Genomic DNA, 23,199 nt, shown 5'->3' with positions numbered 1-23,199 from the left:
CATGTCGATCTCCGACACCCTGGCGGCTTCACGCCGCCAGGCTCGCAGCTTGCCGGGCAGCAAATGGTTATGGCTGACGCTGCCCGCGCTGCTGTTCTTCAGTGCATTTTGGCTGCTGCCGTTTGCGCGCCTGCTGCAAATCGGTATGCAGAACGATCGCACCACCCAGCACAGTGGCTACTGGACGGTAATCACTCAGCCGAATTACCTGCTGAGTTTGCTGAATACCGTATTACTGTCGCTGGCGGTGACATTGGTTACGCTGGTGATTGCTGCCATCGTAGGCTGTTTTCTGGCGCGTCAGCGTTTTGCTGGGCGTGGCACGTTATTAGCCTTATTGACCTTCCCGCTGGCCTTTCCCGGCGTGGTAGTGGGTTTTCTGGTGGTGATGCTCGCGGGCCGTCAGGGCTTGCTGGCGCAAATCAGCATGAGCCTGGTGCACGAGCGCTGGACGCTGGCCTATTCACTCACCGGATTGTTTATCGGCTATCTCTATTTCTCGCTGCCGCGCGCCATCGTTACGCTCGTCGCGGCCAGTGAAAAGCTTGATCGCTCGCTGGAAGAGGCAGCGCGATCACTTGGCGCCAGTCAGTGGCGTATTACCTGGGACGTGATCGTGCCCGGCCTGCAGCCGGCATTGCTCTCTACCGGCGCACTCTGTTTCGCCACCAGCATGGGCGCGTTTGGCACTGCTTTTACGCTCGGCACCGATTTGGCGGTGTTACCGCTGACCATTTATGGCGAATTCACTAACTACGCTAACTTTGCTACGGCGGCGGCGCTGTCGGTGGTGATGGGCGCGGTTGCCTGGCTGGCGCTGATGTTAGCGCGCCGCCTGGCACACAAGGGGGCCGCATGAATCGTCGCGGATTGTTTAGCCTGCAGCTGTTGGTCACCACGCTCACCGCGCTGTTTATGATTGTGCCGGTGGTGCTGTCGATGCTGGCGGGTGTCACCAATAACTACTTTATCGGCCTGCGCAGCGGGTTGACCCTGAAATGGGTGGCGCAAGTGTGGGAGATGTACGCTGATACCTTCTGGCTGTCGTTGCTGATAGCGCTGTTCTGCTTGTTGGTCACTCTGGTGATTGGCGTACCCGCCGCGTGGGGCTTGTTGAAAGCGCCCGGCCGCTGGGCAGCACGTATTGAAGAGTGCCTGATGTTGCCCGTGGCGCTGCCCGGCTTAGCCACCGCGCTCGGCATCATTCTGCTTTACGGCCAGTTTTCCGGCCTGCGTGACAGCTGGGTGTTTATTCTGATTGGTCACGTGCTGTTCACGCTGCCGTTTATGATGCGACCGGTGCTGGCGGTGATGCAGGCGATCGATATGCCGCGTCTGGAAGAAGCTTCCGCCAGCCTCGGTGCCAGCCTGTGGCAGCGCTTCTTTACCGTGGTGGTACCCAACTGCCGCAACGGCATTCTGGCGGGCGCCTTTATGGTGATCACCCTGTCGGTGGGGGAGTTCAACATCACCTGGATGCTGCATACGCCGCTGACCAAAACCCTGCCGGTCGGCCTCGCGGACAGTTACGCCTCAATGCGACTGGAAGTGGGTTCCGCTTATACGCTGATTTTCATTCTGATGATTTTGCCGCTACTGCTGATGCTGAATGCGGTGAATCACTGGCTTAACCGCGCGGTATCGCGCCAAAACAAGGAGGCGGCATGAATCCTGCGGCCGTTACCGTGACGCTGCGCGGTTGTTCACGTCACTTCAATCACCAACTGGCATTGCATCCGCTCGATCTGACCGTGAATCCCGGGGAAACCCTGGTGTTGCTCGGGCCTTCTGGCTGCGGAAAAACCACCACCTTGCGCATCATCAGCGGGCTTGAGCGCTGTGATGCGGGCGGCGAGGTGTGGTTCGACGATCGTAACGTTACCGCGTTGCCGATTGAGAAACGCAATGTTGGCATGGTGTTCCAGAACTATGCGCTGTTTCCCAATCTTAACGTCGCTGAGAACGTGGCTTACGGCTTGAAAGTGCAGGGCGTGGCGCGTGCCGAGCGTGAAGCGCGCGTGCAGGAGATGCTGGAACTGGTGGATCTCAGCGCGCTGTCACAGCGCAGCATTGATAAGTTATCCGGTGGACAGAAACAGCGTGTGGCACTGGCGCGTGCGCTGGCAGCCAGACCCAAAGTGCTGCTGTTTGATGAGCCGCTGGCGGCGCTGGATGCGCGCTTGCGTGACCGCTTACGCCTGGAAATCGGCACGCTGCTGAAGAAGCTGGCGATCACCGCCGTGTACGTCACCCACGATCAGCAAGAGGCGATGGCGCTCGGCGATCGCATTGCAGTGATGGAGCAGGGGCGTCTGGTGCAGATCGATACGCCACAAAATATCTATCAGCACCCCGCTTCAAAGTTTGTCGCCGATTTCGTCGGGGCGATTAACTGCGTGGATGTCGATGCGCGTGGCAATGCACAGCGCTTCTGCCGCCCGGAAGATGTACTGCTCGCCAGCGACAATCGCTATGCGCGTCAGGGCTTTATCCTTGCCAGCACCTTTTTAGGCGCATCGCAGCGGCTGATGATCGATATCGGTCTGGCCATGCCGATTCAGGTCGATCGCCATGCGCGTGAAGCCTGGCATGCCGGACAACCGGTGAGCTGGACGCTGGCGCAAGACGCCGCCCTGCAATTTTCTGCATCCTGAGGAAGAAATTCGTGTCTGAAGCATTGACGCTGATTGCGCAAATAAGTGATTTACATATCAAGGCGAACGGTCGCCTGTCGTATAAAAAAGTGGACACCCAGGCGGCGCTGCTGCGGGTCATCGACACCCTGAATCGTTTGACGCCGCGCCCGGATATGGTGGTGATCACCGGCGATCTGGTGGATTTCGGCAACGCAGAAGAGTATCAAACGCTCCGAACGGCGCTGCGACGTTTGCAACTGCCTTACATGCTGATGGCGGGCAATCACGACGATCGCCAGCAGCTACGCGCGGCGTTCCCGAATCACCACTATCTGCAACGTGGCGAAACCCTCAACTGGCAGGCACGGGTGAAAGGGGTGCAGCTGCTGGCACTGGATTCCAGCGTGCCGCAGCAGCCGTGGGGCTACGTGGACCAAGCGCAGCTGGCCTGGCTGGAAGAGCAGCTGGTGCGCGAACCGCAATTGCCTACCCTGGTGATGTTGCACCATCCACCGCTGGTTTCCGGTATCGGTCATATGGATAAGCAACCGCTGCGTAATCCCGACGCGCTGGCGGCGATTATCCGCCAGCATCCGCAGGTGGAACGCGTGCTGAGCGGTCATTTGCACCGTTCGGTACAGGCGCGCTTTGCCGGAACGCTGGCCTGCGTGGCGCCGGGCGTCTCGCATCAGGTTGCCTTTGATTTATCTGAAAATGGTCCGGCAAATTTCGTGCTGGAACCGCCGGGTTTCCTGTTGCATCGCTGGCATCCACAGCAGGGCATGACCACGCACCTCTGTGCCATCGGCGATTATCCGGGCCCGTGGCCGTTCTATGATGCGAATGGTCTGATCGATTAGCGCCAACGTTTGCTGAATAATTACGCGTGTCTGACAGGATGGTTCGTGCTCAATCTGGTTTGCAGGTGTACAATTGGCGGTTCCCTCACCAGGGGTAGCTAGTCCAACTATAACTATATTGTCAGGCACGCGAATGATGAATTTTCACACCAGGGCGGTTGTGTCATGCTGATGCGCATCCGGCCAAAAACTGACCTGCGTACGCTGATCGCGTTGCTGGCGATCACCAGTATCGTCATTACGCTCGCCAATACCTTGTACGCCACCTGGCGTGTGCAGCGTATGGTGCTGATCGAGAGCACGCTCGAAGCCAATCGCGCTTATGCCACCAAACTGGCTGCCACCACGGAAGTCTTTTTCCAGCTGGCACAGTCGCAGCTGCACTACAGCGCGACGCAGTTGGGCAAGGATTTTGATAATCCAGAACTGGCGCAGCAGGAAGTGAATCGTCTGCGTGAGCAAACCAATAGCTTCAACTCCGTTGCGGTGGTCGACACCAATGGGATAGTGAAAGCGATTTCGCCTGAGTCACTGATGCTCAAAGGCATGCAGCTCACCAGCCAGGCTTCGCGGGAAGCGCTGGCACAGCGCCAACCGATGGTGAGCAAGCCCACCATCTCTGCTGCCAACAATCTGATTGTGTTTGTCTCCTGGCCGATCTGGAGCAACGAAGGACGCTACCTCGGCTATGTGGGCGGCACTATCTATCTGAAGAAGAAAAGTATCCTCAATGCCTTACTCGGTGAGCAGTTCTACCGGGATGGCACGCGCGTGTATGTATTGGATCGCAACAATCAGGTGCTTTATCACCAGAACAGCCAGCTAATTGGTAAAACCGCGCCAGAGATCGTCAGCGAGCGTCAACGCAATGAGAGCACTAATGGCGAGGTGCAGGTCAAAGAAGAAGACACGCCGAAACTGGCGGGTTACGCCATTGTGCCGACCACCGGCTGGATGGTGGTGGCGCTCAAACCAACCGACGTCACCCTGCAACCGCTCTCGGGTTTGCTGCTGAAAGTGCTGAAAAACTCGGTGCCGTTTGCGTTGCTGACCTTACTGATGGCGGTGATCTTCGCCCGTCTGATTGCCTTGCCGCTGTGGCAACTGGCGCGTAAAGCCAGTCAGATGGACACCCAGGGCGTCTCGGGTGAAATTGGCGGTATTCGTGCCTGGTACTTCGAAGCCGCACAGGTGAAACGCGCCTTGCTCACCGGGATCGGACTGGTACAGGACAAAATCGGTCGGCTGAAATCGGAAGTACAAACCGATCCGATGACCAGTTTGCTTAACCGCCGTGGCCTGAGTGCGGTGCTGGATTACTTCGAAACCATGCGTCAGCCTTTTGCGGTGCTGGCGCTGGATATCGACCATTTCAAGCGGGTGAATGACAACTTCGGCCATGATGTGGGTGATGAAGTGATCAAACAGGTGGCGCGTACCCTGCGTAACAGTGCGCGCCAGACCGACGTGGTGTGCCGTAATGGCGGCGAGGAATTTTTGATGCTGTTGCCAGCCACCTCGACGGAAGAAGCGCGGGTGATTGCCGAGCGCGTGCGTACCAGCATCGCCGAGAGCTGGATTGACCATGTTGGGCATATCACGCTTTCAGTGGGCATCGCACATTGGGAGGCCGATAATCAGCCGCAAGATGTGAGCTTGAAACAGGCGGATGCCGCACTCTATCAGGCGAAAAATGCCGGACGTAACTGCGTGATGATTGCCGGGCAGGATGCGCTGGTGAGCAGCATTACCCGCTAATCTTCACATAGCCGCTGCTAACGGCGGCTCTCTCATTCCGCACCAAACAGGTGCCCGGCACAGGTTCATCTGAACCGGGCATCGACTGCAAATTTCTGTACAATCGTCATCCCGTTTTTGGCGTCAAGGAAGTGAAATGCTGGCTCTGCTTTTCCAATGGTACAAACGTCGCTTTAGCGATCCGCAGGCGATTGGCCTGCTGGTAATCCTGTTGATGGCGTTCTGTATCCTGTTTTTCTTCAGTGGATTATTAGCACCGTTGCTGGTCGCGCTGGTGCTGGCTTATCTGCTGGAGTGGCCAACCGTTCGATTACAGCGCCTGGGATGCAGCCGCACCTGCGCCACCAGCATGGTGCTGATTGTTTTTGCCGGTATTTTGCTGGTGATGGTGCTGATTGTTGCGCCAGTGGCCTGGCAGCAGGGCATCAATTTGCTGCGTGACCTGCCGAATATGCTCAACAAGCTCTATGTCTATGCCGCCGGGTTGCCGAAGCGTTTTCCGGCGCTGGTGGATGCGGGCATCATCGATATCATCGTGGAGAATCTGCGTAGCCGCCTGACCGGGTTGGGGGAGTCATTGGTGAAGTACTCACTGGCCTCGCTAGTCGGGCTGATGACGCTGATGATCTATCTGGTGCTGGTGCCGCTGATGGTGTTCTTCCTGCTGAAAGATAAAGAGCAGATGCTCAATGCTGTGCGTCGCGTGCTGCCGCGCAATCGCGGGTTGGCGGGCGTGGTGTGGCAGGAGATGAATCAGCAAATCACCAACTACATTCGTGGCAAAGTGCTGGAGATGGTCGCGGTAGGGTTTGTCACCTGGATTGCCTTCCTGGTCTTAGGGCTCAACTATGCGTTGCTGCTGGCGGTGCTGGTCGGGATTTCCGTGCTAATTCCCTACATCGGCGCGATGGTGGTCACCATTCCGGTGATTGGCGTCGGCCTGTTCCAGTGGGGCTTAGGCACCGATTTCTGGACGATGTTTATCGTTTATCTGGTGGTGCAGGCGCTGGATGGCAATGTGCTGGTGCCGATTTTGTTTTCAGAGGCCGTCAACCTGCATCCGCTGGTGATCATTCTTTCGGTGGTGATTTTTGGTGGTATGTGGGGCTTTTGGGGCGTGTTCTTTGCCATTCCGCTGGCGACGTTAATCAAGGCCGTGGTGCGCGCCTGGCCGGAAACCACGCTGGAGCATCAGCAGGGGTAAATAAAACGGGTGCACATTGTGCACCCGTTTTATTTTATGCCGACTTCAGATAATCCAGCACGATGTCGTGGTGGTTCGACGTTTTGAAGTCGTCGAAGACTTTCTCAACTTTGCCGTTGCCGTCGATCAGGAAACTGATGCGGTGGATACCGTCATAGGTTTTACCCATAAAGGTTTTCTCACCCCAGACACCGAATTCCTGGCAGACCTGGTGGTCTTCATCAGATAAAAGGGTGAAGTTCAGCACCTCTTTTTCGGCGAAGCGTGACAATTTTTCAGGCTTATCGGTGCTGATGCCCAGCACTTCCACGCCCACGGTTTTCAACGCATCCATGTTGTCGCGCAGACCACAGGCCTGAACGGTGCAACCCGGCGTCATGGCCTTCGGGTAGAAATAGACCAGAACGCGCTGTCCCTGGAAGTCGGCCAAATTTACTTGTTCGCCGTCCTGATCGGGCAAGCTAAATTTCGGTGCGGTATCACCGGCTTTCAGTGGATTCATCACAACTCTCCATTTTTTTCTTCATGCTGTGGGTAATACACCCTCGCGGCAAAAAGCACCAGCGGGTGCCACCCTCTGGGTTATTTCACTACACGGTATGCTGCAGGGCAGAGTGTGTGGAGAAATAATCCGGCGTTAGCTTACAGGGTGTTGTTGGCATCGTCGGTGACACTATAAAGACGAATTGAGCCTTGTGCATGCAGTTCTTCACACAGATTGTTGAAGGCCTGTTCAAACGGTGCGCTGGCCTGATTATCCGGGCTGTGTGCCGTCATCTGAATATACAGTGTCGGTGGGACACCTTCCTGTGCCGGGGTAATACGCGACACCAATTCGGCAATGTTCATCTGATGTTTATCGAACAGATCGGTAAAGCGCTCAATGAGATGAGGAGAATCTGGCACTTCCACCTGCACCCATACCGTGGCAGGCATCGGTGGGGTGACGCGCGCATTAGTGCGCTTCATCACAATCAACAGTTCCAGCTCAGCCCCTTTCATCGGTAGCGTGGATTCAATCAGGGTTATCGCGTTCCAGCTCCCCGAAAGCAACATGATGAAGGTGAACTCATCGCCCAGCATCGCCAGACGACTGTCTTCAATATTACAGCCGCAGCTACTGACGTGGCGAGTGATGGTATTGACGATACCCGGACGATCAACGCCCAATGCGGTGATCACCAGATGGTGAGGCTGTGACTGCGACAAAATGGCATTTCCTGTACGTTCGCTAATAACCATAAGGTAAACATAAAAAAAACTGCTGACAAGGGTAGGAATGGCTTGGCTCGCTTGCTTTTCTTTCGAGGTAAAACGTAACATGAGGCACTTGTTTGTCGAGGGGATAGCCCATGTTCACCGGAAGTATTGTTGCGCTCATTACGCCAATGAATGAAAAAGGTAATGTCTGCCGCGAGAGTTTGAAAAAACTGATTGATTATCATGTTGCCAGCGGCACCGCGGCGATTGTTTCTGTTGGCACCACCGGCGAATCCGCTACCCTCAGCCATGAAGAACATGGCGATGTGGTGATGCAGACCCTGGAGCTGGCGGATGGCCGTATCCCGGTGATTGCCGGTACCGGCGCCAATGCCACTGCTGAAGGTATCTCTCTCACGAAGCGCTTTACCGGCACCGGTGTGGTGGGTTGTCTGACCGTGACGCCTTACTACAACCGTCCAACTCAGGAAGGTCTGTTCCAGCACTTCAAAGCGATTGCCGAAAGCACCGATCTGCCACAGATGCTGTATAACGTACCATCACGTACGGGCTGCGACATGCTGCCAGAAACCGTGGCTCGCCTGGCCGGAATTAAAAATATTATCGGAATCAAAGAGGCCACCGGGAACTTATCGCGTATTTCTCAGATCCAAGAGCTGGTTAATGATGAGTTCATTATTGTCAGCGGCGATGACGCGACAGCTTTGGACTCCATGCAACTGGGCGGCAAAGGCGTAATCTCGGTTACAGCCAACATTGCAGCGCGTGAAATGGTTGAACTCTGTGCGCTGGCGCAACAGGGTAATTTTGCCGAAGCGCGTCGCCTGAATCAGCGTCTAATGCACCTGCACCAGACGCTTTTCTGTGAACCCAATCCAATCCCGGTTAAATGGGCAGCGAAACAGCTAGGATTAATCGCGGATGACACGCTGCGCTTGCCGATGACGCCACTGACCGAAGCCGGTCAGGCGAAAACGGCTCAGGCGCTGATTAAAGCGGGTCTGCGATAAATTAGGGAGAATCAATGAGTTATTCAGTTAAGCGCTCGACGCTGGCAACCGTGGTGGGCTTGTCCACCCTGATGCTGCTAACAGCTTGTTCCAGCGATCAGCGTTATAAGCGCCAGGTCAGCGGTGATGAATCTTACCTGCAGGCGCCTGAACTGCATGATTTAAAAGCCCCGGCGGGGATGATTCTGCCTCTGCAGAATGGCGATTACGATGTGCCGCACACTGTTGCGAAGGGTGCAGTAGGTAAAGAACTGGATATTCGTCCTCCGGCTCAAGCTCTGGCGCTGCTGAACGGCACGCGTGCACAGTTCACTGGTAATACCGGTGTGCTGGCGGTTGAGAGCAGCCGTGGCTCGATCTGGTCACAGGTGGTGAATGTGATCCAGTCCTACAAGTTCCCGATTGCACAGCGTGATGATGCTGGGCAGCAGCTGACCACCGATTGGGTGCAGTGGAACCGTGCGGATGAAGACAATCAGTATCGTGGTCGTTATCAGATCAGCGTTCAGAACCAGAGCTATCAGCAGGTGCTGACGGTTCGTCTGCTGGAACTGCAGCAGAAAGGTGAAACGGTGACGGCTCCGGCACAGATCCAACGCTACACCGGCCAGATGCTGAACGACATCAGCACCGGTCTGGATAAGATTGATACCGCCAGCGCCGATGCCGCTGCAGGCCGCGCGACCGGACAGATTGATGTCCAGAGCGGCGCAGATGATACCGGTCTGCCACTGCTGGTGCTGCGTTCACCGTTTAACGTCACCTGGCAGCGTCTGCCAGCGGCGCTGAAGCGTGTGGGCATGGAAGTGACTGATGACAACCGCTCGCAGGGTAGTCTGAAAGTGACCTACAAGCAGCCGGGCAGCAGCGCGTTTGACGCGATTGGTGCGAAAGATCCTGAGCTGCCAAACGGCGATTACAAATTGCAGGTTGGCGATCTGGATAACCGCAGCAGTCTGCAGTTCATTGATCCTAAGGGCCATGTGCTCACTCAGGCGCAGAATGACGCGCTGGTGGCGGTGTTCCAGGGTGCACTGAACAAATAAATTGCCAAAGGGCCGGAGATTCTCCGGCCTTTTTGTTTTGGATTTGGCATAATAGCGCCCGGCGAAGTAAACGATTGCGTCAGGCAGTCATCGCGCGGTGAAACACCGCTGAACACGGGTTCTTTCATGTTTGGAGTTAATGAGATGCAAAAGCGAGCTGAGTTGTATCGCGGTAAAGCGAAAACCGTATACAGCACCGATAATCCGGATCTGCTGGTACTTGAATTCCGCAACGATACGTCAGCAGGAGACGGTGCACGAATCGAGCAATTTGATCGCAAAGGAATGGTGAACAACAAGTTCAACCATTTCATTATGACCAAATTGCAGGAAGCGGGCATTCCGACCCAGATGGAAGCGCTGCTGTCGGATAACGAAGCGCTGGTCAAAAAGCTGGAGATGGTGCCGGTGGAGTGCGTAGTGCGCAACCGTGCGGCAGGATCGCTGGTAAAACGTCTGGGCGTGGAAGAGGGCATGTTGCTCAATCCACCGCTGTTTGATCTCTTCCTGAAAGATGACGCCAAACACGACCCGATGGTCAACGAATCCTACTGCGAGACCTTTGGCTGGGTCAGCAAGGCCAATCTGGCGCGTATGCAGGAACTGACTTTCAAAGCCAACGACGTACTGAGCAAACTGTTTGATGACGCCGGTCTGATCCTGGTCGACTTCAAGCTGGAGTTTGGTCTGTTCAATGGTGAAGTGACGTTGGGCGATGAATTTTCGCCAGACGGCGCGCGTCTGTGGGACAAAGAAACCATGGACAAAATGGACAAAGACCGTTTCCGTCAGAGCCTCGGTGGCCTGATTGAAGCGTATGAAGAAGTGGCGCACCGCCTGGGTGTGAAACTGGATTAAGTCTTCAGCGATGCCTTTTCAGTGCGCATTCCAGCGCACGGTAATCAGGGGGTCGTCATAAGTGAAAGGTCGTCATCGTTGGCGGCCTTTTCTGTTTCTACCCTGCCTGCACGTTATTTAATACGCCTCCTTTCTCTCAATCTCGCGACGCTAACGCCGCAACGCTGGTGATTAGTGATGCCGCCAACTAAAATCATGCAAAACCTTTTAACAGGAGCGAGCCATGCGCTGGCAAGGTCGTCGTGAAAGCGACAATGTAGAAGATCGTCGCAATGATTCACCCGGATTGGGCGGCGGCGGTCGGCAAATCCGCATTCCACGCGGCAAGGGCGGCATCATTCTGCTGATTGTGGTGGCCGTGGCGGGTTATTACGGTTACGACCTCACCGCGCTGCTGGAAGGCGGCACGCCGGTGACACAACAGCAACAGCGCCCGGTGAACTCTGCGCAGGATAATGAGGATGCCAAATTCACTAAGGTGATTCTCGCCACCACCGAAGAGACCTGGGGCACGTTGTTCCAGAAAATGGGCAAACAGTATGTGCCACCTAAGCTGGTGATGTACCGCAACTACACCTCAACCAGCTGCGGCACTGGCCAGTCGGCGATGGGGCCGTTTTACTGTCCGGCGGATCAAACCGTCTATATCGATCTGTCGTTTTACGATGATATGAAAACCAAGCTGGGTGCAGGCGGTGACTTTGCGCAGGGCTATGTGATTGCCCATGAAGTCGGCCACCACATCCAGAAGCTGCTGGGCATCGAGCCTAAAGTGCGTCAGATGCAGCAGGGTGCCACTCAGACACAGGCCAATCAGCTGTCGGTGAAAATGGAGTTGCAGGCAGACTGCTTTGCCGGCGTGTGGGGCCATTATGTGCAGCAGCAAAATATGCTGGAAGTGGGCGACCTCAAGAAAGCGCTGGATACCGCAGAAGCGATTGGTGATGACCGGTTGCAGCAGAAAAGCCAGGGCCGCGTGGTGCCGGATAGCTTCACACACGGCACTTCACAACAGCGCTATACCTGGTTCAAACGCGGTTTTGACAGCGGAAACCCGGGCGACTGCAACACCTTCGCTGCCAACTGATGTCGTTAGTTGATATCACCGCCGCGATGCAGCGAGCGGGCATTCGTCGCTTGTGTGTGATCGCCGGTGAAGCTGACTGGGCGTTGCAGCAGGCAATGGAGTGGCGTGCAGCGCTGACCGGCGACTGGCTCACGCTGAGCGACAGCGATGATTTACCCCAGCGCGTGGCGCCTGCAGCTCTGCGCACGCTGCTGGGTCGTGAATTCCAGCATGCGATTTTCGATGCGCGCAGCGGTTTCCATGCGGAGGCCTTTGCGGCGTTAGCGGGCACGTTGCGTGCGGGAAGCTGGTTGTTGTTACTGACGCCGCCGTGGCAAGACTGGGCCACGCAACCGGACTGCGACAGCCTGCGCTGGGCCGATGTCGGCGAACCGATCGCCACGCCTCATTTTATTCACCATCTGCAGCAGCTGATTGAACAGGATCCGCAGGTCATATTGCTGCATCAGCATCAGCATCAGCATCAACATGAGCGCACATCCGAATTGCTGCAGCAACATCAGCCTGCGCGCGCATCCGGATTACTGCATCAGCATCAACCTGAGCGCGCACCCGAATTACAGCACCCACACCAGCCTGCGCGTACACCTGCCTTACTGGACTTACCCGAGTGGCACTGTCAGGCTCCACAGCAGCAGGCGCGGATCCTGCAACAGCTGCTTAAGATGCCCTGCGGCGTGGCGGTGATCACGGCTGCACGTGGACGTGGCAAATCGGCGCTGGCCGGAATGCTGGCGAAGCATAATCAGCACTGCCTGGTGACGGCACCGGCCAAAGTTTCCACTGAGGTGCTGGCAGCGTTTGCCGGTGAACATTTTCACTTTATGGCGCCGGATGCCATTCTCGCGATGGACGCTGAGCCGTCAGTGCAGTGGCTGATTGTTGATGAAGCGGCCGCCATTCCAGCACCGTTGTTGCAGCAGTTTGTGCAGCGTTTCCCTCGTGTGCTGATGATCACCACCGTGCAGGGTTACGAGGGCACCGGGCGCGGTTTTATGCTGCGTTTCTGCGCTACCTTGCCACAGGTACAATATTTCCAGCTCGATGAACCCTTGCGCTGGTCAGTGCACGATCCGCTGGAGCAGTGGCTAAGCCATGCGCTGCTGTTTGAGGATGCGATAGAAAGCGGACCTAACGGCGAGCTAACGATTTTCCCCGCTACGCCAGAGCAAGGAGCACTGGAAGCGGGCTACCGTCTGCTGGCGAGCGCCCACTATCGCACTTCTCCCATTGACCTGCGGCGCATGCTGGATGCCCCCGGCATGCGCTTCTGGCTGGCAGGCACGCCAGAAAACATTGTCGGCGCACTGTGGCTGGTGGAAGAGGGGGGGTTAGACAAATCACTGGCTGATGCCGTCTGGGCGGGGTTGCGCCGTCCGCGCGGCAATCTGGTCGCACAGTCACTGGCAGCCCATGCGGGATTTGCAGAAGCCGCCACCTTGCGCTCGCAGCGTATCAGTCGCATTGCCGTGTTAGCCGCACAACGACAGCGTGGTATTGGCAGCGCGTTGGTGGCCATGGCACAGCAGCAGGCGGAAGGATGCGATTTCCTTTCGGTGAGTTTTGGCTATACCGAATCGCTCTGGCAGTTCTGGCAGCGTTGTGGCTTTACTCTGGTACGCATCGGCTCACAGCGTGAAGCCAGCAGTGGCTGCTATGCGGCGATGGCGATACGTCCCTTAACGCCTGCCGGAGAACAACTGCAGCAGCAGGCGGCACAGCGATTTGCGCGTGACGCGGTGTGGTTGCGTGACATTATTGATGTTCCCTTCAAGACGACCGATCACTCTCAGACACTGAGCGAGGATGACTGGCCGCTGCTGGCAGGATTTGCCTGGGCGCAACGGCCTTATGAGGCGAGCTATGCCGCGTTGCAGCGCCTGGTGCGAGCATCACCACAACCGATACTCGAAGCCATACTTGTGCAAAAACAAGCGTTGAGTGCTGTAGCGCAGCAAGCGGGACTCAATGGTCGTAAAGCCCTGGTGCAACGCTTACGCCAGGAGACGGCTGAAGCATTGATTCAGTGTGATGCCAGCCGGGCGGAACAGTGGCAGCAGCAGTTGGCATCGTTGCAATAAATCCATTATCTCGTTCAAATTTTCCCAATATCACTCCCGCCTCAGCGGCGTATAGTGATTTGAGGAGGATCTTATGGCACTACGATATGTAATTGTTCAGCAACCGACACACGCTGCGCAGCTGTTTTTGCTGTATCACGGCGTGAATGACAATCCTGATTCGATGGCGCAAGTTGGCAACTGGTTCGCCAAAGCGTTTCCGGAGGCATTCGTTGTCTCAGTGGGTGCGCCCTATCCGGCTAGTGAGCCGCAGGGTCGCCAATGGTTTGCGGATATTCCCGCGCATGACCGCTCGGAACAGCAGGGCGTGAATGCCGTGATGCCGATGTTTGTGGAATCGGTGCGTCACTGGCAGCAGGCATCGGGTGTCCGGCCGGAAGCTACCGCGCTGGTCGGCTTTTCGCAGGGCGGCACCATGGTACTGGAAGGCGTCAAAGCCCATGCCGATCTGGCAGGACGCGCGATTGTGTTTAGCGGTCGTTACAGCACGCTGCCGGAGCGCGTCAGCTCTCGTAATACCATTCATCTGATCCACGGTGATTATGATGATCAGATCCCGCTGGAGCATGCCGAAGCCGCAATGCAACGGTTAACCGCACTGGGTGGGGATGTGACGCTGGATGTGGTGGACGATTTGCCGCATGCCATTGATGATCGCAGCATGCAACTGGCGTTGAATCATCTGCGTTATACCATTCCGCGTCGCTACTTCGACGAGGCGCTCAGCGGGGCTAAACCGGGCGATGATGATGTCATCATGATGATGTGATGGTTGAACAGCGAGGGTTGCTCTTAACGTAACGGCGAGATTAATCGCGCAATTCTATAGCGACTTCGCTATCAGATGCGCGGCGCATCACGCCGCTACGTTACAGGGAGGAGATCAACCGCAATTATTTTTTCTTCGGCCAGTCGTCGTCATCATCCCATTTATCGTTAAAGTCGCGATGCGGTGGTAAATCCGGTTTATTATCCATAAACTTTTTATGATCGATACGTTTTAAGTCTTTATAAACGTTCATTAAAATACCAACCATCAGCAGGATCACTAAGATCCACCAGTACTCTTTAAAGAATTCCATCCCATTGCTCCTTTAGCGTGCTTACTTAAGCGATCAGCTGTTCCATGATGCGCTGGTACATACGACTCAGCATCTGCAAATCTGACGCTTTCACGCACTCATTGATTTTATGAATGGTGGCATTCACCGGGCCCAGTTCCACAACCTGCGCACCCATCCGCGCGATAAAGCGTCCGTCAGAGGTGCCGCCTGTGGTCAGTAACTGTGGCTTAATCTCATTATAGTGCGCGACAGCATTTACCACGGCATCAACCAGTTTGCCGCGTGAGGTCAGGAACGGCTGGCCGGAAACATTCCACTCCAGCGTGTAACGCAGCTGATGGCGATCCAGCAGGGCGGCCACGCGCTCTTTGATCATCTGATCGGTGAGTTCGGTGCTAAAGCGGAAGTTGAACTGCACGAAAAATTCACCGGGGATCACGTTATTACTGCCGGTGCCGGCCTGCACGTTGGCAATCTGCATGCTGGTGGGCGGGAAGAATTCGTTGCCCTGATCCCATTCGGTGGCCACCAGCTCATTCAGGGCTGGCATCGCGCGATGCACCGGGTTATCGGCCAGATGCGGATAGGCCACGTGGCCCTGCACACCGTGGAGGGTGAGATTGGCGGTCATCGAACCGCGACGACCGTTTTTCACCACGTCGCCAACGATTTCGGTACTGGAAGGCTCGCCCACCAGGCAGTAATCCATGCGCTCGTTGCGCGCCATCAAACGCTCAACCACTTTCACCGTGCCGTTAACCGCGCTGGCTTCTTCATCGGACGTGATCAGAAACGCCAGACGCCCTTTGTGCTGAGGATTAGCCGCGACAAAACGTTCTGCAGCCACCACCATCGCCGCCAGCGATCCTTTCATGTCCGCGGCACCACGACCAAACAGCATGCCATCACGAATCGAAGGCTCAAACGGCGGGCTGATCCAGCGATTGGCATCACCCGGCGGCACCACATCGGTGTGACCGGCAAACGCCAGGGTTTCGCCCTGACCACGTGTGGCCCAGAAGTTCAGGGTATCGCCGATGTGCATCTGTTCGACCGTAAAGCCAATCGCTTCCAGACGCGCCACTAACAGCGCCTGACAACCGGCATCATCCGGACTCAGTGACGGACGACGAATTAGCTGCTGAGCCAGCTCAATGACCGGACAGAACATGTTATGACTTCTCCTGGATAAACGCGTGATAAAGGGAATCTTTAAAACCGACCAGCAAGTCGCCATTTGGCGCAGACAATACCGGACGTTTGATAATGGCAGGCTGGGCGAGCATCACGGCTTTCGCGCTGGCCGCATCGGTGACGGCTGCACGCTCCGCTTCTGGCAGATTACGCCAGGTGGTACCGCGCGTATTGAGCAGCACTTCATAGCCAAGCTGATCGATAAACGATTGCAGTAGCGCGTCATCGATGCCATCCACGCGATAATCGTGAAAACGATAGTCGGTGCCGGATTCTGCTAAATAGTTGCGTGCTTTTTTTATGGTGTCGCAATTTTTAATTCCGTACATCACCCACTGCGCTGTCATCGCCTGTTCCCATCCTGTGAAAAATAAAGCGCGAGTTTACCATAGCGCTCTGCTGGCTGTGACCTCTGCGGCGTTAGGCGCTGCGTTTTATTTGTTTTTTAATGATAATTTCAGCGTTATCAATTCTATTAATTAGGTCCAGTAAACGTATTCATTAACGTCCTGAATAGTTCCTGGTGGCATCATCAGTCCCCTAAGAATTATCCTAATCGGAAAAATGTGCTACCCGATAACGCAGGTGATTTTTCCCTGTGTTGTTAACGGCTTGCTGAAATGTGCGTCAGTACGCATTTTCGACAAATTGAAGGTTTTTTGCGCTTTTGCCGATAGTGTTGAGTGGTGGAAACGTATTCACCTGTAGAAAAAATCGGCGTAGAATCACCACTATAATAAGAGAGGGTATGATGGTCGACACCGAATTGGGGAACTGGAAAGAATTTATTGAAGCGATGTTACGTAGTAAGTAATCGCGAAGAGAAAAGCAGGGCACTCCCAACTTGCTGTAATTCAATCCAAATAACAACGGGGCTGCGAATATCGCGGCCCCGTTTTATTTTAGGCTTTAATCGTGTGACTTCTCTTTTAACGGGAAGCGACGACGCACCAGCACAAAGAACAGCGGCACGAAGAAAATCGCTAGTATCGTCGCTGAGATCATGCCGCCCATGACGCCCGTTCCGACCGCATGCTGGCTGCCGGAACCCGCCCCGCTGCTGATCGCCATCGGCAGCACGCCGAAGATAAAGGCCAACGACGTCATCAGAATCGGGCGCAGACGCTGACGTGAAGCCTCCAGCGTCGCTTCCATCAGCTCACGTCCTTTGCTGTTGATCTCATTGGCGAATTCCACGATCAGGATGGCGTTCTTCGCCGACAAGCCAATCACGGTGAGCAAGCCAACCTGGAAGTACACGTCGTTCTCGAGTCCGCGCATCCAGGTTGCCACCAGCGCACCCACCACGCCAAGTGGCACCACCAGCATCACGGAGAACGGAATCGACCAACTCTCATACAGCGCGGCCAGACACAGGAATACCACCAGTAGCGAAATCGCATACAGCGCAGGTGCCTGTGAACCGGAGAGACGTTCCTGATAAGAGGCTCCGGTCCACTGGAAGCCAACGCCTAACGGCAGTTGCCCCACCAGTTTCTCCATCACATCCATCGCGGTGCCGCTACTGACGCCATTGGCGGCCTCGCCGACGATCTCCAGTGAAGAGTAGCCGTTGTAACGTTCCAGACGCGGCGAACCGGTTTCCCAACGGCTGGTGGCGAAGGCGGAGAAGGGCACCATAGTGCCGCTACTGTTGCGAACGTACCATTTGTTGATATCGCCTGGCAGCATGCGGAATTCCGCTGCGGCCTGCACATACACCTTCTTCACGCGGCCGCGATCGAGGAAGTCATTCACATAGGTTGAGCCCCATGCGGTGGTCAGCGTGTCATTGATGGTGTCGAGCGAAACGCCCAGCGCCTGCGCTTTGCGCTGATCGACATCAATTTGCAGCTGCGGGCTGTCATCCAGACCGTTGTGACGCACGCGAGAGAGGGCCGGATTGCTGTCAGCCAACTCCAGCAGCTTGTCACGCATTGCCATCAACTGGGTATGACCAATGCCGCCGTGATCCTGCAATTCCATATCAAAACCGGAGGAGCTGCCCATGCCGGTAATCGCCGGTGGGCTGCTGGCGATCACGCGGCCCTCTTTGATTTTATGGAAGGCTTTGGTGGCGCGATCGATGATGGCGAATGAGGTACGATCGCTGCCTGGACGCTCTTCCCAGTTTTTCAGGCGTACAAACAGGCGCGCCACGTTTTGGCCGTTACCACCCGGACCGGCACCGATGGTTGAGAACACCGACAGCACGTTGTCTTTCTCGGCGGTCATGTAATAGTTTTCAACTTTCGCCACCACGTTGGAGGTCTGCTGCAAGGTCGCGCCCGGCGGCAGCTGCACCTGCGTCAGGAATACGCCCCGGTCTTCCAGCGGCAGGAACGAGGTCGGCAGCTTGATAAACAGAAACGCCATTACGCCGATGATGCCGAGATAGAGCACCAGCCAGCGCCCGCCCTTCATCAAGATACGCGCGACTCCGCGTTCGTAGCGTTCCGCGCTGGCATTAAAGTTGCGGTTAAACCAGCCAAAGAAGCCGCGACGTCCATGATGATGGCCTTGTTCAAGAGGTTTGAGCAGCGTTGAGCACAGGGCTGGCGTCAAAATCATCGCCACCAACACCGACAACACCATCGCCGACACGATGGTGATCGAGAACTGGCGATAGATAGCGCCCACGGTGCCGCCGAAGAAGGCCATCGGTACGAATACCGCCGACAGCACCAGCGCAATACCCACCAGCGCCCCCTGGATCTGTCCCATCGATTTTCGCGTGGCGGCGCGCGGTGAAAGTCCTTCCTCACTCATGATGCGTTCAACGTTCTCCACCACCACGATGGCGTCATCCACCAGCAGGCCGATGGCGAGCACCATGGCGAACATGGTAAGCGTGTTGATACTGAATCCGCAGGCATACAGCACCGCGAAGGTGCCGAGCAGCACCGCCGGTACGGCAATGGTCGGAATCAGCGTGGCGCGGAAGTTCTGCAGGAACAGATACATCACCAGGAACACCAGCAGAATCGCTTCCAGCAGCGTTTTCACCACGTCGGTGATCGAGGCTTTCACAAACGGCGTAGTTTCGTAGGCGATTTTGGCTTCCAGCCCGTGCGGGAAGTAGTGTGACAACTCTTCCACACGTGCGCGCACCAGCTTATCGGTGTTCATTTCGTTGGCGCCGGACGCCAGCTTAATACCGAGACCGGACGCCGCCTGACCGTTGTAGCGGCTGAGGAAGTCGTATTTTTCCGCCCCCATCGCCACGTCAGCCACATCGCCCAGCGTCACCACCGAGCCGTCACTGTTGGTTTTCAGCGTGATGGCTTTGAACTGCTCTGGGGTTTGCAACATCGACTGCGCATTGACGGTGGCATTGAGCGCTTGTTTATCCACCGATGGCAAGCCGCCAACCTGGCCGACCGCCACCTGGGTGTTCTGCGATTCAATCGCCGTCACCACGTCATCGGTGGTCAGCGCATAGGCAATCAGCTTGTTAGGATCGAGCCAGATACGCATCGCGTATTGCGAACCATAGGCGTCAACCTGACCCACACCATCGATGCGGCTCAGCGGATCCTGAATGTTACTGGCGACATAATCTGAAATATCCTGTTTGTCCATACTTCCGTCGGTAGAGACAAACGCAATCATCAGGATATTGCTGTCACCGGTTTTATTCACCGTGACGCCCTGAGATTGAACGGCGGCGGGTAATTTACGCAGTGCGGATTGTAGCTGGTTTTGTACCTGCTGGCGGGCTTCATCAGGATTGGTGCCAGCGGTAAAGGTGAGGGTGATTTGCGCCTGCCCCGTGTTACTGCTGTTTGAGGACATATACATCAGGTTATCGATACCGGTCATGTTCTGTTCGATAACCTGGGTAACGGTGTTCTCCAGCGTTTCCGCAGAGGCACCGGGATAATTGGCAGTAATACGCACGTTAGGCGGTGCGAGGTCGGGATACTGCTCAATGGGCAGGGAGATGATCGCTAGTGTGCCGCAAAGACAAAGCAAAATAGCCAAAACCCAGGCAAAAATGGGGCGGTCGATAAAAAAATTCGACATGGAACCGACACTCCTCAGCTGCGTATTTTTTACTTTTATTATGTAAAACGTGAAGCGCAGTCGGCTTCACGTCGGCGGAGTGCAAGGTGCTATCCCAAAAACTCCTGATGCTGCCTACTGTACGCGGCGCAAATTAGAGAATCGTGGATAAATTATGGAGAAAGTGTAAATGTCGTGCTGGTTTTCTGTGCGCTGCTACACATTGCGGCTCTCGAGCCAGAGCACTGTGGCGGCGACGCGTGAACGAACGTCCAGTTTACGCAGCAGATTGCGGATGTGCACTTTTACCGTTTCTTCGGAAATATGCAAGGTGGCGGCAATCTCTTTATTAGATAACCCGCGCGCCACTTCCTGCAATACATCCAGTTCACGCTCGGTGAGTTGTTTGAAAGGATTGGCGCTCGGCTGGCGCGTTGCCAGATATTCTGCCACCACTTCACTAAACACATTCTCACCCATTGCACCGCGCATGACCTGCGCCAGCAATAATTCCGGCTCACTGTCTTTCAGCAAATAGCCATCAGCGCCGGCATCGACCATGGCGTAAATATCATTGCGTGCGTCGGAAACGGTCAGCACCAATATGCGCGAAGCGATCCCTTCATGGCGCAGGGCTTTCAGGGTATCTAAACCCGACATGCCTTTCATGTTCAGATCGAGCAATATCACATCGGGCGAGAGGCGACGTGCTTCAGCCAGCGCTTCTGTACCGTTGTTGGCTTCGGCCACCACTTCCAGACGTGGTTCCAGTGCCAGCAGTTGGCGGATGCCACGACGCATCAGCGGATGATCGTCAACGATCATAATAGTCAGGGAAGAGGGGGCCATAAATTCTCCAGTCAAAGTCCATTCAACATAAGTGTATCGCGTTAAGCCAGCCGGTGTGCCGGTCGCGGTGGGAAACGCAGCGTAACGCGCGTGCCACGCGTCTGCGGAGTAATCAGTAAGCTGCCAGAAAGCCGGGCAGCGCGCTCCGCCATTATCGTCAGACCGTAATGGCCTGGAGGTTCTTCCAGGCTACGGATGCCGCAACCGTCATCTTCAATCGTCAGCAAATGGAATGCGTCTTCATCGCGCTGATAAAAAATATGGATTTGCTGCGCCTGTGCGTGACGAATGGCGTTCAGCAGGGCTTCACGTGCGATCTGCAGCACATGTACCTGCTGTTGCGCATCCAGCGTTTGCAGGCCCGATTGATAATCGAAGGTGATCGCGGCCTGCGATTGTTCCTGCAGCGGGGCGATCATGGCCTGCATCGCCTGCACTAAATCCGCCTGTTCAATGGTCAGTCGGAAGGTGGTGAGCAATTCGCGTAGCTGCTGATAGGCCTCGGCCAATGCGCGATCAAATTCGGCAATAATGGATTGCGCCTGAGGCTGGGTATTATCGACATTGCGGCGCAGCAGCGTGAGCTGAATGCGCAGGAAAGAGAGCGACTGCGCCAGCGAATCATGCAGCTCACGCGCGATAGTTGATCGCTCTTCTATTAATAGCATCTGCTGGTACTGTTTTTGCGTCTGCCAAATCCATAGCGAGCGCGCCAGCATGTGGGCCAGGCTTTGCATCAGTTCATCGGCAGGAGGCGCTCGCCGCGTTTGCCAGCACAGTTCGCCGAGTCGTTGGTCCTCTTGCTGCAACGGCAAACTTTGCCATTCGAGATCGTCTTCCGCCACGCCCGCCTGAAAATTAATGCCGTCGCTGGTGATGCTCAATACGGTCAACGCTTCACGACGTTGCACCAGCCGCAGCAATCCCTGGAACAACTCTGGGTTCAGTGGGCTGCTGGTGAGGATCTGTGAGCTTTCATAGAGTAATTTCAGCGTGCGATTGGCTTGGGTGAGATCTTCCGTTTTATTGCGTACCGCCAGCTCAAGCAGGCGATAGTGCGAGTGCAGCCGTTCGGCCATGGTGGTAAAGGCTTGAGCTAACACGCCGAGTTCTGTGGGTTGGGAAATCGATAACGGCGGAAAGCTGAAATTCGCCTGCTCAACGTATTGGCTGGCCGTGACCAGTGAATCCAGCGGGCGCACCACGTTGCGACGAATAAAGCGGATGGTCCAAAGCGCCAGTGCCACAATCGCCAAAAAGCCGAACAGGCTGCTGGCCGCCACCAGATGCATTTTCAGTTCGGCGTAATGTTGCAGTGCCAGCACAAAACGGTCGATTTCACTGACGTACCCGGCAACGCGTTGCTGATAGATCTGCGCGCGCTCGGGCTGTAGCGTTTGTTGCAATTGCGGCCAGCTATCGCGCAGATAGCGATAGCGGCTGGCGACTTCCTTCGGCACCCACGGGCGCTCCAGATGCTGCAGAGCCGGTGAGCTGAGGGTTTGCTGATAGATTTGGATGTGCTGCGCCAGCTGCTGCGGATCGCGCGTGCTATCCCAGGCGAGGCGGTATATTTGCATGCGCAGCGAACCGGCGACATTCACCGCTTCGGCATCACGTAAACTGCTAGAGAGCGTTAACAGCGCCAGGCCGGTGGTGAGCAGCGATAACAACACAATCGCGCTCAAAGCACGGGCCATGGTGCGGGTAACAGGACGTTTCACTATCACAATAAAACCCTTATAAGAGCGTGGGATTATAAGGCAGCGTCAGGCAGACAGCGAGCCGGAATCGTCACATCAGGTTACTTTTAGCAGAGAAATCCACTTCTCTTTACCTTTCCCTGGATTGCATGTCGTTAGCTGGCGAATTATTGAACGGCTTTACGGCCAGCTGTGCCTGCTTTTCATTACTTCGCTGATAATTTGTAGCGTAATCACTTTTATGAACGGACGACAACAGGAGCAAATGATGAAGACACCCATTGCCATTCTGACTGCTGCACTGCTTGCCACCGCAAGTTTCACGGCCTTCGCCGCGCAACCCTTAAGTGCTGAGCAGGCGGAAAACCTGCAAAGCAGCGGTACCGTTTCCATCAGCGGCGTTCGCGGTTCCATCGATGATGCAACCCGCCAGCTGTCGCAGAAAGCGGAAGATATGGGCGCCAGCCATTACCGCGTAATTGGCGTGCAAAACCCAGGCGATTCCAGCCTGTGGAGCGGCACCGCAGAGATTTACCGTTAATCCCCTCCCGTAGTTTTTCCCTGTAGCCACCCCTTTACCGGCCATTCACTGGCCGGTTTTTTTGTGCACCGCGACCGATTCT

Annotated in this window: 21 protein-coding genes; 13 read left to right on the top strand and 8 right to left on the bottom strand. The window is 55.7% G+C overall.

What is annotated here, in order from left to right:
- Position 1 precedes the first annotated feature (1 nt).
- The 6 genes from JK231_RS07620 (at position 2) to JK231_RS07595 (ending at position 6,458) form a co-directional block, all read left to right on the top strand.
- Positions 2-859: an ABC transporter permease gene (locus tag JK231_RS07620; protein WP_058959109.1), complete on the top strand. Its 858-nt coding sequence runs from the start codon at positions 2-4 to the stop codon at positions 857-859.
- On the top strand, positions 856-1,668 hold the full coding sequence (locus tag JK231_RS07615) for an ABC transporter permease (RefSeq protein WP_211728299.1): 813 nt from the start codon (positions 856-858) through the stop codon (positions 1,666-1,668). The genes JK231_RS07620 and JK231_RS07615 overlap by 4 nt, the downstream gene beginning before the upstream one ends.
- Positions 1,665-2,654: an ABC transporter ATP-binding protein gene (locus tag JK231_RS07610; RefSeq protein WP_097118584.1), complete on the top strand. Its 990-nt coding sequence runs from the start codon at positions 1,665-1,667 to the stop codon at positions 2,652-2,654. Before JK231_RS07615 ends, JK231_RS07610 begins: the two co-directional genes overlap by 4 nt.
- An 11-nt stretch (positions 2,655-2,665) precedes the next feature.
- Positions 2,666-3,496: a phosphodiesterase gene (locus JK231_RS07605; RefSeq protein WP_211728298.1), complete on the top strand. Its 831-nt coding sequence runs from the start codon at positions 2,666-2,668 to the stop codon at positions 3,494-3,496.
- A 165-nt stretch (positions 3,497-3,661) separates the two neighbouring features.
- Positions 3,662-5,254: a sensor domain-containing diguanylate cyclase gene (locus JK231_RS07600; RefSeq protein ID WP_058959105.1), complete on the top strand. Its 1,593-nt coding sequence runs from the start codon at positions 3,662-3,664 to the stop codon at positions 5,252-5,254.
- Positions 5,255-5,390: 136 nt separating this feature from the next.
- Entirely contained in the window at positions 5,391-6,458 is a 1,068-nt protein-coding gene (locus JK231_RS07595; protein ID WP_034825758.1) for an AI-2E family transporter, read from the top strand.
- Positions 6,459-6,492: 34 nt separating this feature from the next.
- On the opposite strand, the gene bcp is transcribed toward JK231_RS07595, so the two are convergent.
- Entirely contained in the window at positions 6,493-6,960 is a 468-nt protein-coding gene (gene bcp, locus JK231_RS07590) for a thioredoxin-dependent thiol peroxidase (protein ID WP_034825761.1), read from the bottom strand.
- 140 nt (positions 6,961-7,100) lie between these two features.
- Positions 7,101-7,667, bottom strand: coding sequence for a glycine cleavage system transcriptional repressor (locus tag JK231_RS07585; protein WP_097118698.1), 567 nt, complete (start codon positions 7,665-7,667; stop codon positions 7,101-7,103).
- Positions 7,668-7,810: 143 nt separating this feature from the next.
- Here JK231_RS07585 and dapA point away from each other — a divergent pair, with 143 nt between their 5' ends.
- From dapA to ypfH, 6 genes are all read left to right on the top strand, one after another.
- Positions 7,811-8,689 carry a 4-hydroxy-tetrahydrodipicolinate synthase gene (gene dapA, locus JK231_RS07580; RefSeq protein WP_097118582.1) on the top strand — a complete coding sequence of 293 codons (879 nt, stop codon included), beginning with the start codon at positions 7,811-7,813 and terminating at the stop codon, positions 8,687-8,689.
- Positions 8,690-8,703: 14 nt separating this feature from the next.
- Positions 8,704-9,735 carry an outer membrane protein assembly factor BamC gene (bamC, locus tag JK231_RS07575; RefSeq protein WP_211728297.1) on the top strand — a complete coding sequence of 344 codons (1,032 nt, stop codon included), beginning with the start codon at positions 8,704-8,706 and terminating at the stop codon, positions 9,733-9,735.
- 144 nt (positions 9,736-9,879) lie between these two features.
- Positions 9,880-10,593, top strand: a complete 714-nt coding sequence (purC, locus tag JK231_RS07570) for a phosphoribosylaminoimidazolesuccinocarboxamide synthase (protein ID WP_034825771.1) — start codon at positions 9,880-9,882, stop codon at positions 10,591-10,593.
- Between the two features lie 223 nt (positions 10,594-10,816).
- On the top strand, positions 10,817-11,680 hold the full coding sequence (locus JK231_RS07565; RefSeq protein ID WP_058959102.1) for a neutral zinc metallopeptidase: 864 nt from the start codon (positions 10,817-10,819) through the stop codon (positions 11,678-11,680).
- Positions 11,680-13,761, top strand: coding sequence for a GNAT family N-acetyltransferase (locus JK231_RS07560; protein ID WP_211728296.1), 2,082 nt, complete (start codon positions 11,680-11,682; stop codon positions 13,759-13,761). The genes JK231_RS07565 and JK231_RS07560 overlap by 1 nt, the downstream gene beginning before the upstream one ends.
- 73 nt (positions 13,762-13,834) lie before the next feature.
- Positions 13,835-14,530 carry an esterase gene (ypfH, locus tag JK231_RS07555; protein WP_166936363.1) on the top strand — a complete coding sequence of 232 codons (696 nt, stop codon included), beginning with the start codon at positions 13,835-13,837 and terminating at the stop codon, positions 14,528-14,530.
- Positions 14,531-14,654: 124 nt separating this feature from the next.
- Here ypfH and JK231_RS07550 read toward each other — a convergent pair whose 3' ends face one another.
- From JK231_RS07550 to narQ, 6 genes are all read right to left on the bottom strand, one after another.
- Positions 14,655-14,843, bottom strand: coding sequence for a YpfN family protein (locus JK231_RS07550; RefSeq protein WP_034825779.1), 189 nt, complete (start codon positions 14,841-14,843; stop codon positions 14,655-14,657).
- A gap of 25 nt (positions 14,844-14,868) precedes the next feature.
- Positions 14,869-15,996, bottom strand: coding sequence for a succinyl-diaminopimelate desuccinylase (gene dapE / locus JK231_RS07545; protein WP_160834309.1), 1,128 nt, complete (start codon positions 15,994-15,996; stop codon positions 14,869-14,871).
- A gap of 1 nt (position 15,997) precedes the next feature.
- Positions 15,998-16,366, bottom strand: a complete 369-nt coding sequence (locus tag JK231_RS07540) for an ArsC family reductase (protein WP_034825783.1) — start codon at positions 16,364-16,366, stop codon at positions 15,998-16,000.
- Between the two features lie 562 nt (positions 16,367-16,928).
- Positions 16,929-20,045 (bottom strand): multidrug efflux RND transporter permease AcrD, encoded by a 3,117-nt coding sequence (acrD, locus tag JK231_RS07530; RefSeq protein WP_211728294.1) that lies wholly within the window; start codon positions 20,043-20,045, stop codon positions 16,929-16,931.
- Between the two features lie 195 nt (positions 20,046-20,240).
- Positions 20,241-20,873 carry a response regulator gene (locus tag JK231_RS07525; RefSeq protein WP_058959096.1) on the bottom strand — a complete coding sequence of 211 codons (633 nt, stop codon included), beginning with the start codon at positions 20,871-20,873 and terminating at the stop codon, positions 20,241-20,243.
- Between the two features lie 41 nt (positions 20,874-20,914).
- Positions 20,915-22,603 (bottom strand): nitrate/nitrite two-component system sensor histidine kinase NarQ, encoded by a 1,689-nt coding sequence (narQ, locus tag JK231_RS07520; protein ID WP_097118577.1) that lies wholly within the window; start codon positions 22,601-22,603, stop codon positions 20,915-20,917.
- A 241-nt stretch (positions 22,604-22,844) separates the two neighbouring features.
- Here narQ and JK231_RS07515 point away from each other — a divergent pair, with 241 nt between their 5' ends.
- Positions 22,845-23,117 carry a YdgH/BhsA/McbA-like domain containing protein gene (locus JK231_RS07515; RefSeq protein WP_058959094.1) on the top strand — a complete coding sequence of 91 codons (273 nt, stop codon included), beginning with the start codon at positions 22,845-22,847 and terminating at the stop codon, positions 23,115-23,117.
- Positions 23,118-23,199: the final 82 nt, after the last annotated feature.

Source organism: Pantoea sp. JGM49 (genome assembly GCF_018257655.1).
GTDB lineage: Bacteria > Pseudomonadota > Gammaproteobacteria > Enterobacterales > Enterobacteriaceae > Pantoea > Pantoea communis.
This window is presented reverse-complemented; position numbering and strand designations above follow the sequence as displayed.

Coding starts and splice junctions, on each gene's coding strand:
- JK231_RS07620 (WP_058959109.1), top strand. CDS start 2: ATGTCGATCTCCGACACCCTGGCGGCTTCACGCCGCCAGGCTCGCAGC.
- JK231_RS07615 (WP_211728299.1), top strand. CDS start 856: ATGAATCGTCGCGGATTGTTTAGCCTGCAGCTGTTGGTCACCACGCTC.
- JK231_RS07610 (WP_097118584.1), top strand. CDS start 1,665: ATGAATCCTGCGGCCGTTACCGTGACGCTGCGCGGTTGTTCACGTCAC.
- JK231_RS07600 (WP_058959105.1), top strand. CDS start 3,662: ATGCTGATGCGCATCCGGCCAAAAACTGACCTGCGTACGCTGATCGCG.
- JK231_RS07595 (WP_034825758.1), top strand. CDS start 5,391: ATGCTGGCTCTGCTTTTCCAATGGTACAAACGTCGCTTTAGCGATCCG.
- bcp (WP_034825761.1), bottom strand. CDS start 6,960: ATGAATCCACTGAAAGCCGGTGATACCGCACCGAAATTTAGCTTGCCC.
- dapA (WP_097118582.1), top strand. CDS start 7,811: ATGTTCACCGGAAGTATTGTTGCGCTCATTACGCCAATGAATGAAAAA.
- bamC (WP_211728297.1), top strand. CDS start 8,704: ATGAGTTATTCAGTTAAGCGCTCGACGCTGGCAACCGTGGTGGGCTTG.
- purC (WP_034825771.1), top strand. CDS start 9,880: ATGCAAAAGCGAGCTGAGTTGTATCGCGGTAAAGCGAAAACCGTATAC.
- JK231_RS07565 (WP_058959102.1), top strand. CDS start 10,817: ATGCGCTGGCAAGGTCGTCGTGAAAGCGACAATGTAGAAGATCGTCGC.
- JK231_RS07560 (WP_211728296.1), top strand. CDS start 11,680: ATGTCGTTAGTTGATATCACCGCCGCGATGCAGCGAGCGGGCATTCGT.
- ypfH (WP_166936363.1), top strand. CDS start 13,835: ATGGCACTACGATATGTAATTGTTCAGCAACCGACACACGCTGCGCAG.
- JK231_RS07550 (WP_034825779.1), bottom strand. CDS start 14,843: ATGGAATTCTTTAAAGAGTACTGGTGGATCTTAGTGATCCTGCTGATG.
- dapE (WP_160834309.1), bottom strand. CDS start 15,996: ATGTTCTGTCCGGTCATTGAGCTGGCTCAGCAGCTAATTCGTCGTCCG.
- JK231_RS07540 (WP_034825783.1), bottom strand. CDS start 16,366: ATGACAGCGCAGTGGGTGATGTACGGAATTAAAAATTGCGACACCATA.
- acrD (WP_211728294.1), bottom strand. CDS start 20,045: ATGTCGAATTTTTTTATCGACCGCCCCATTTTTGCCTGGGTTTTGGCT.
- JK231_RS07525 (WP_058959096.1), bottom strand. CDS start 20,873: ATGGCCCCCTCTTCCCTGACTATTATGATCGTTGACGATCATCCGCTG.
- JK231_RS07515 (WP_058959094.1), top strand. CDS start 22,845: ATGAAGACACCCATTGCCATTCTGACTGCTGCACTGCTTGCCACCGCA.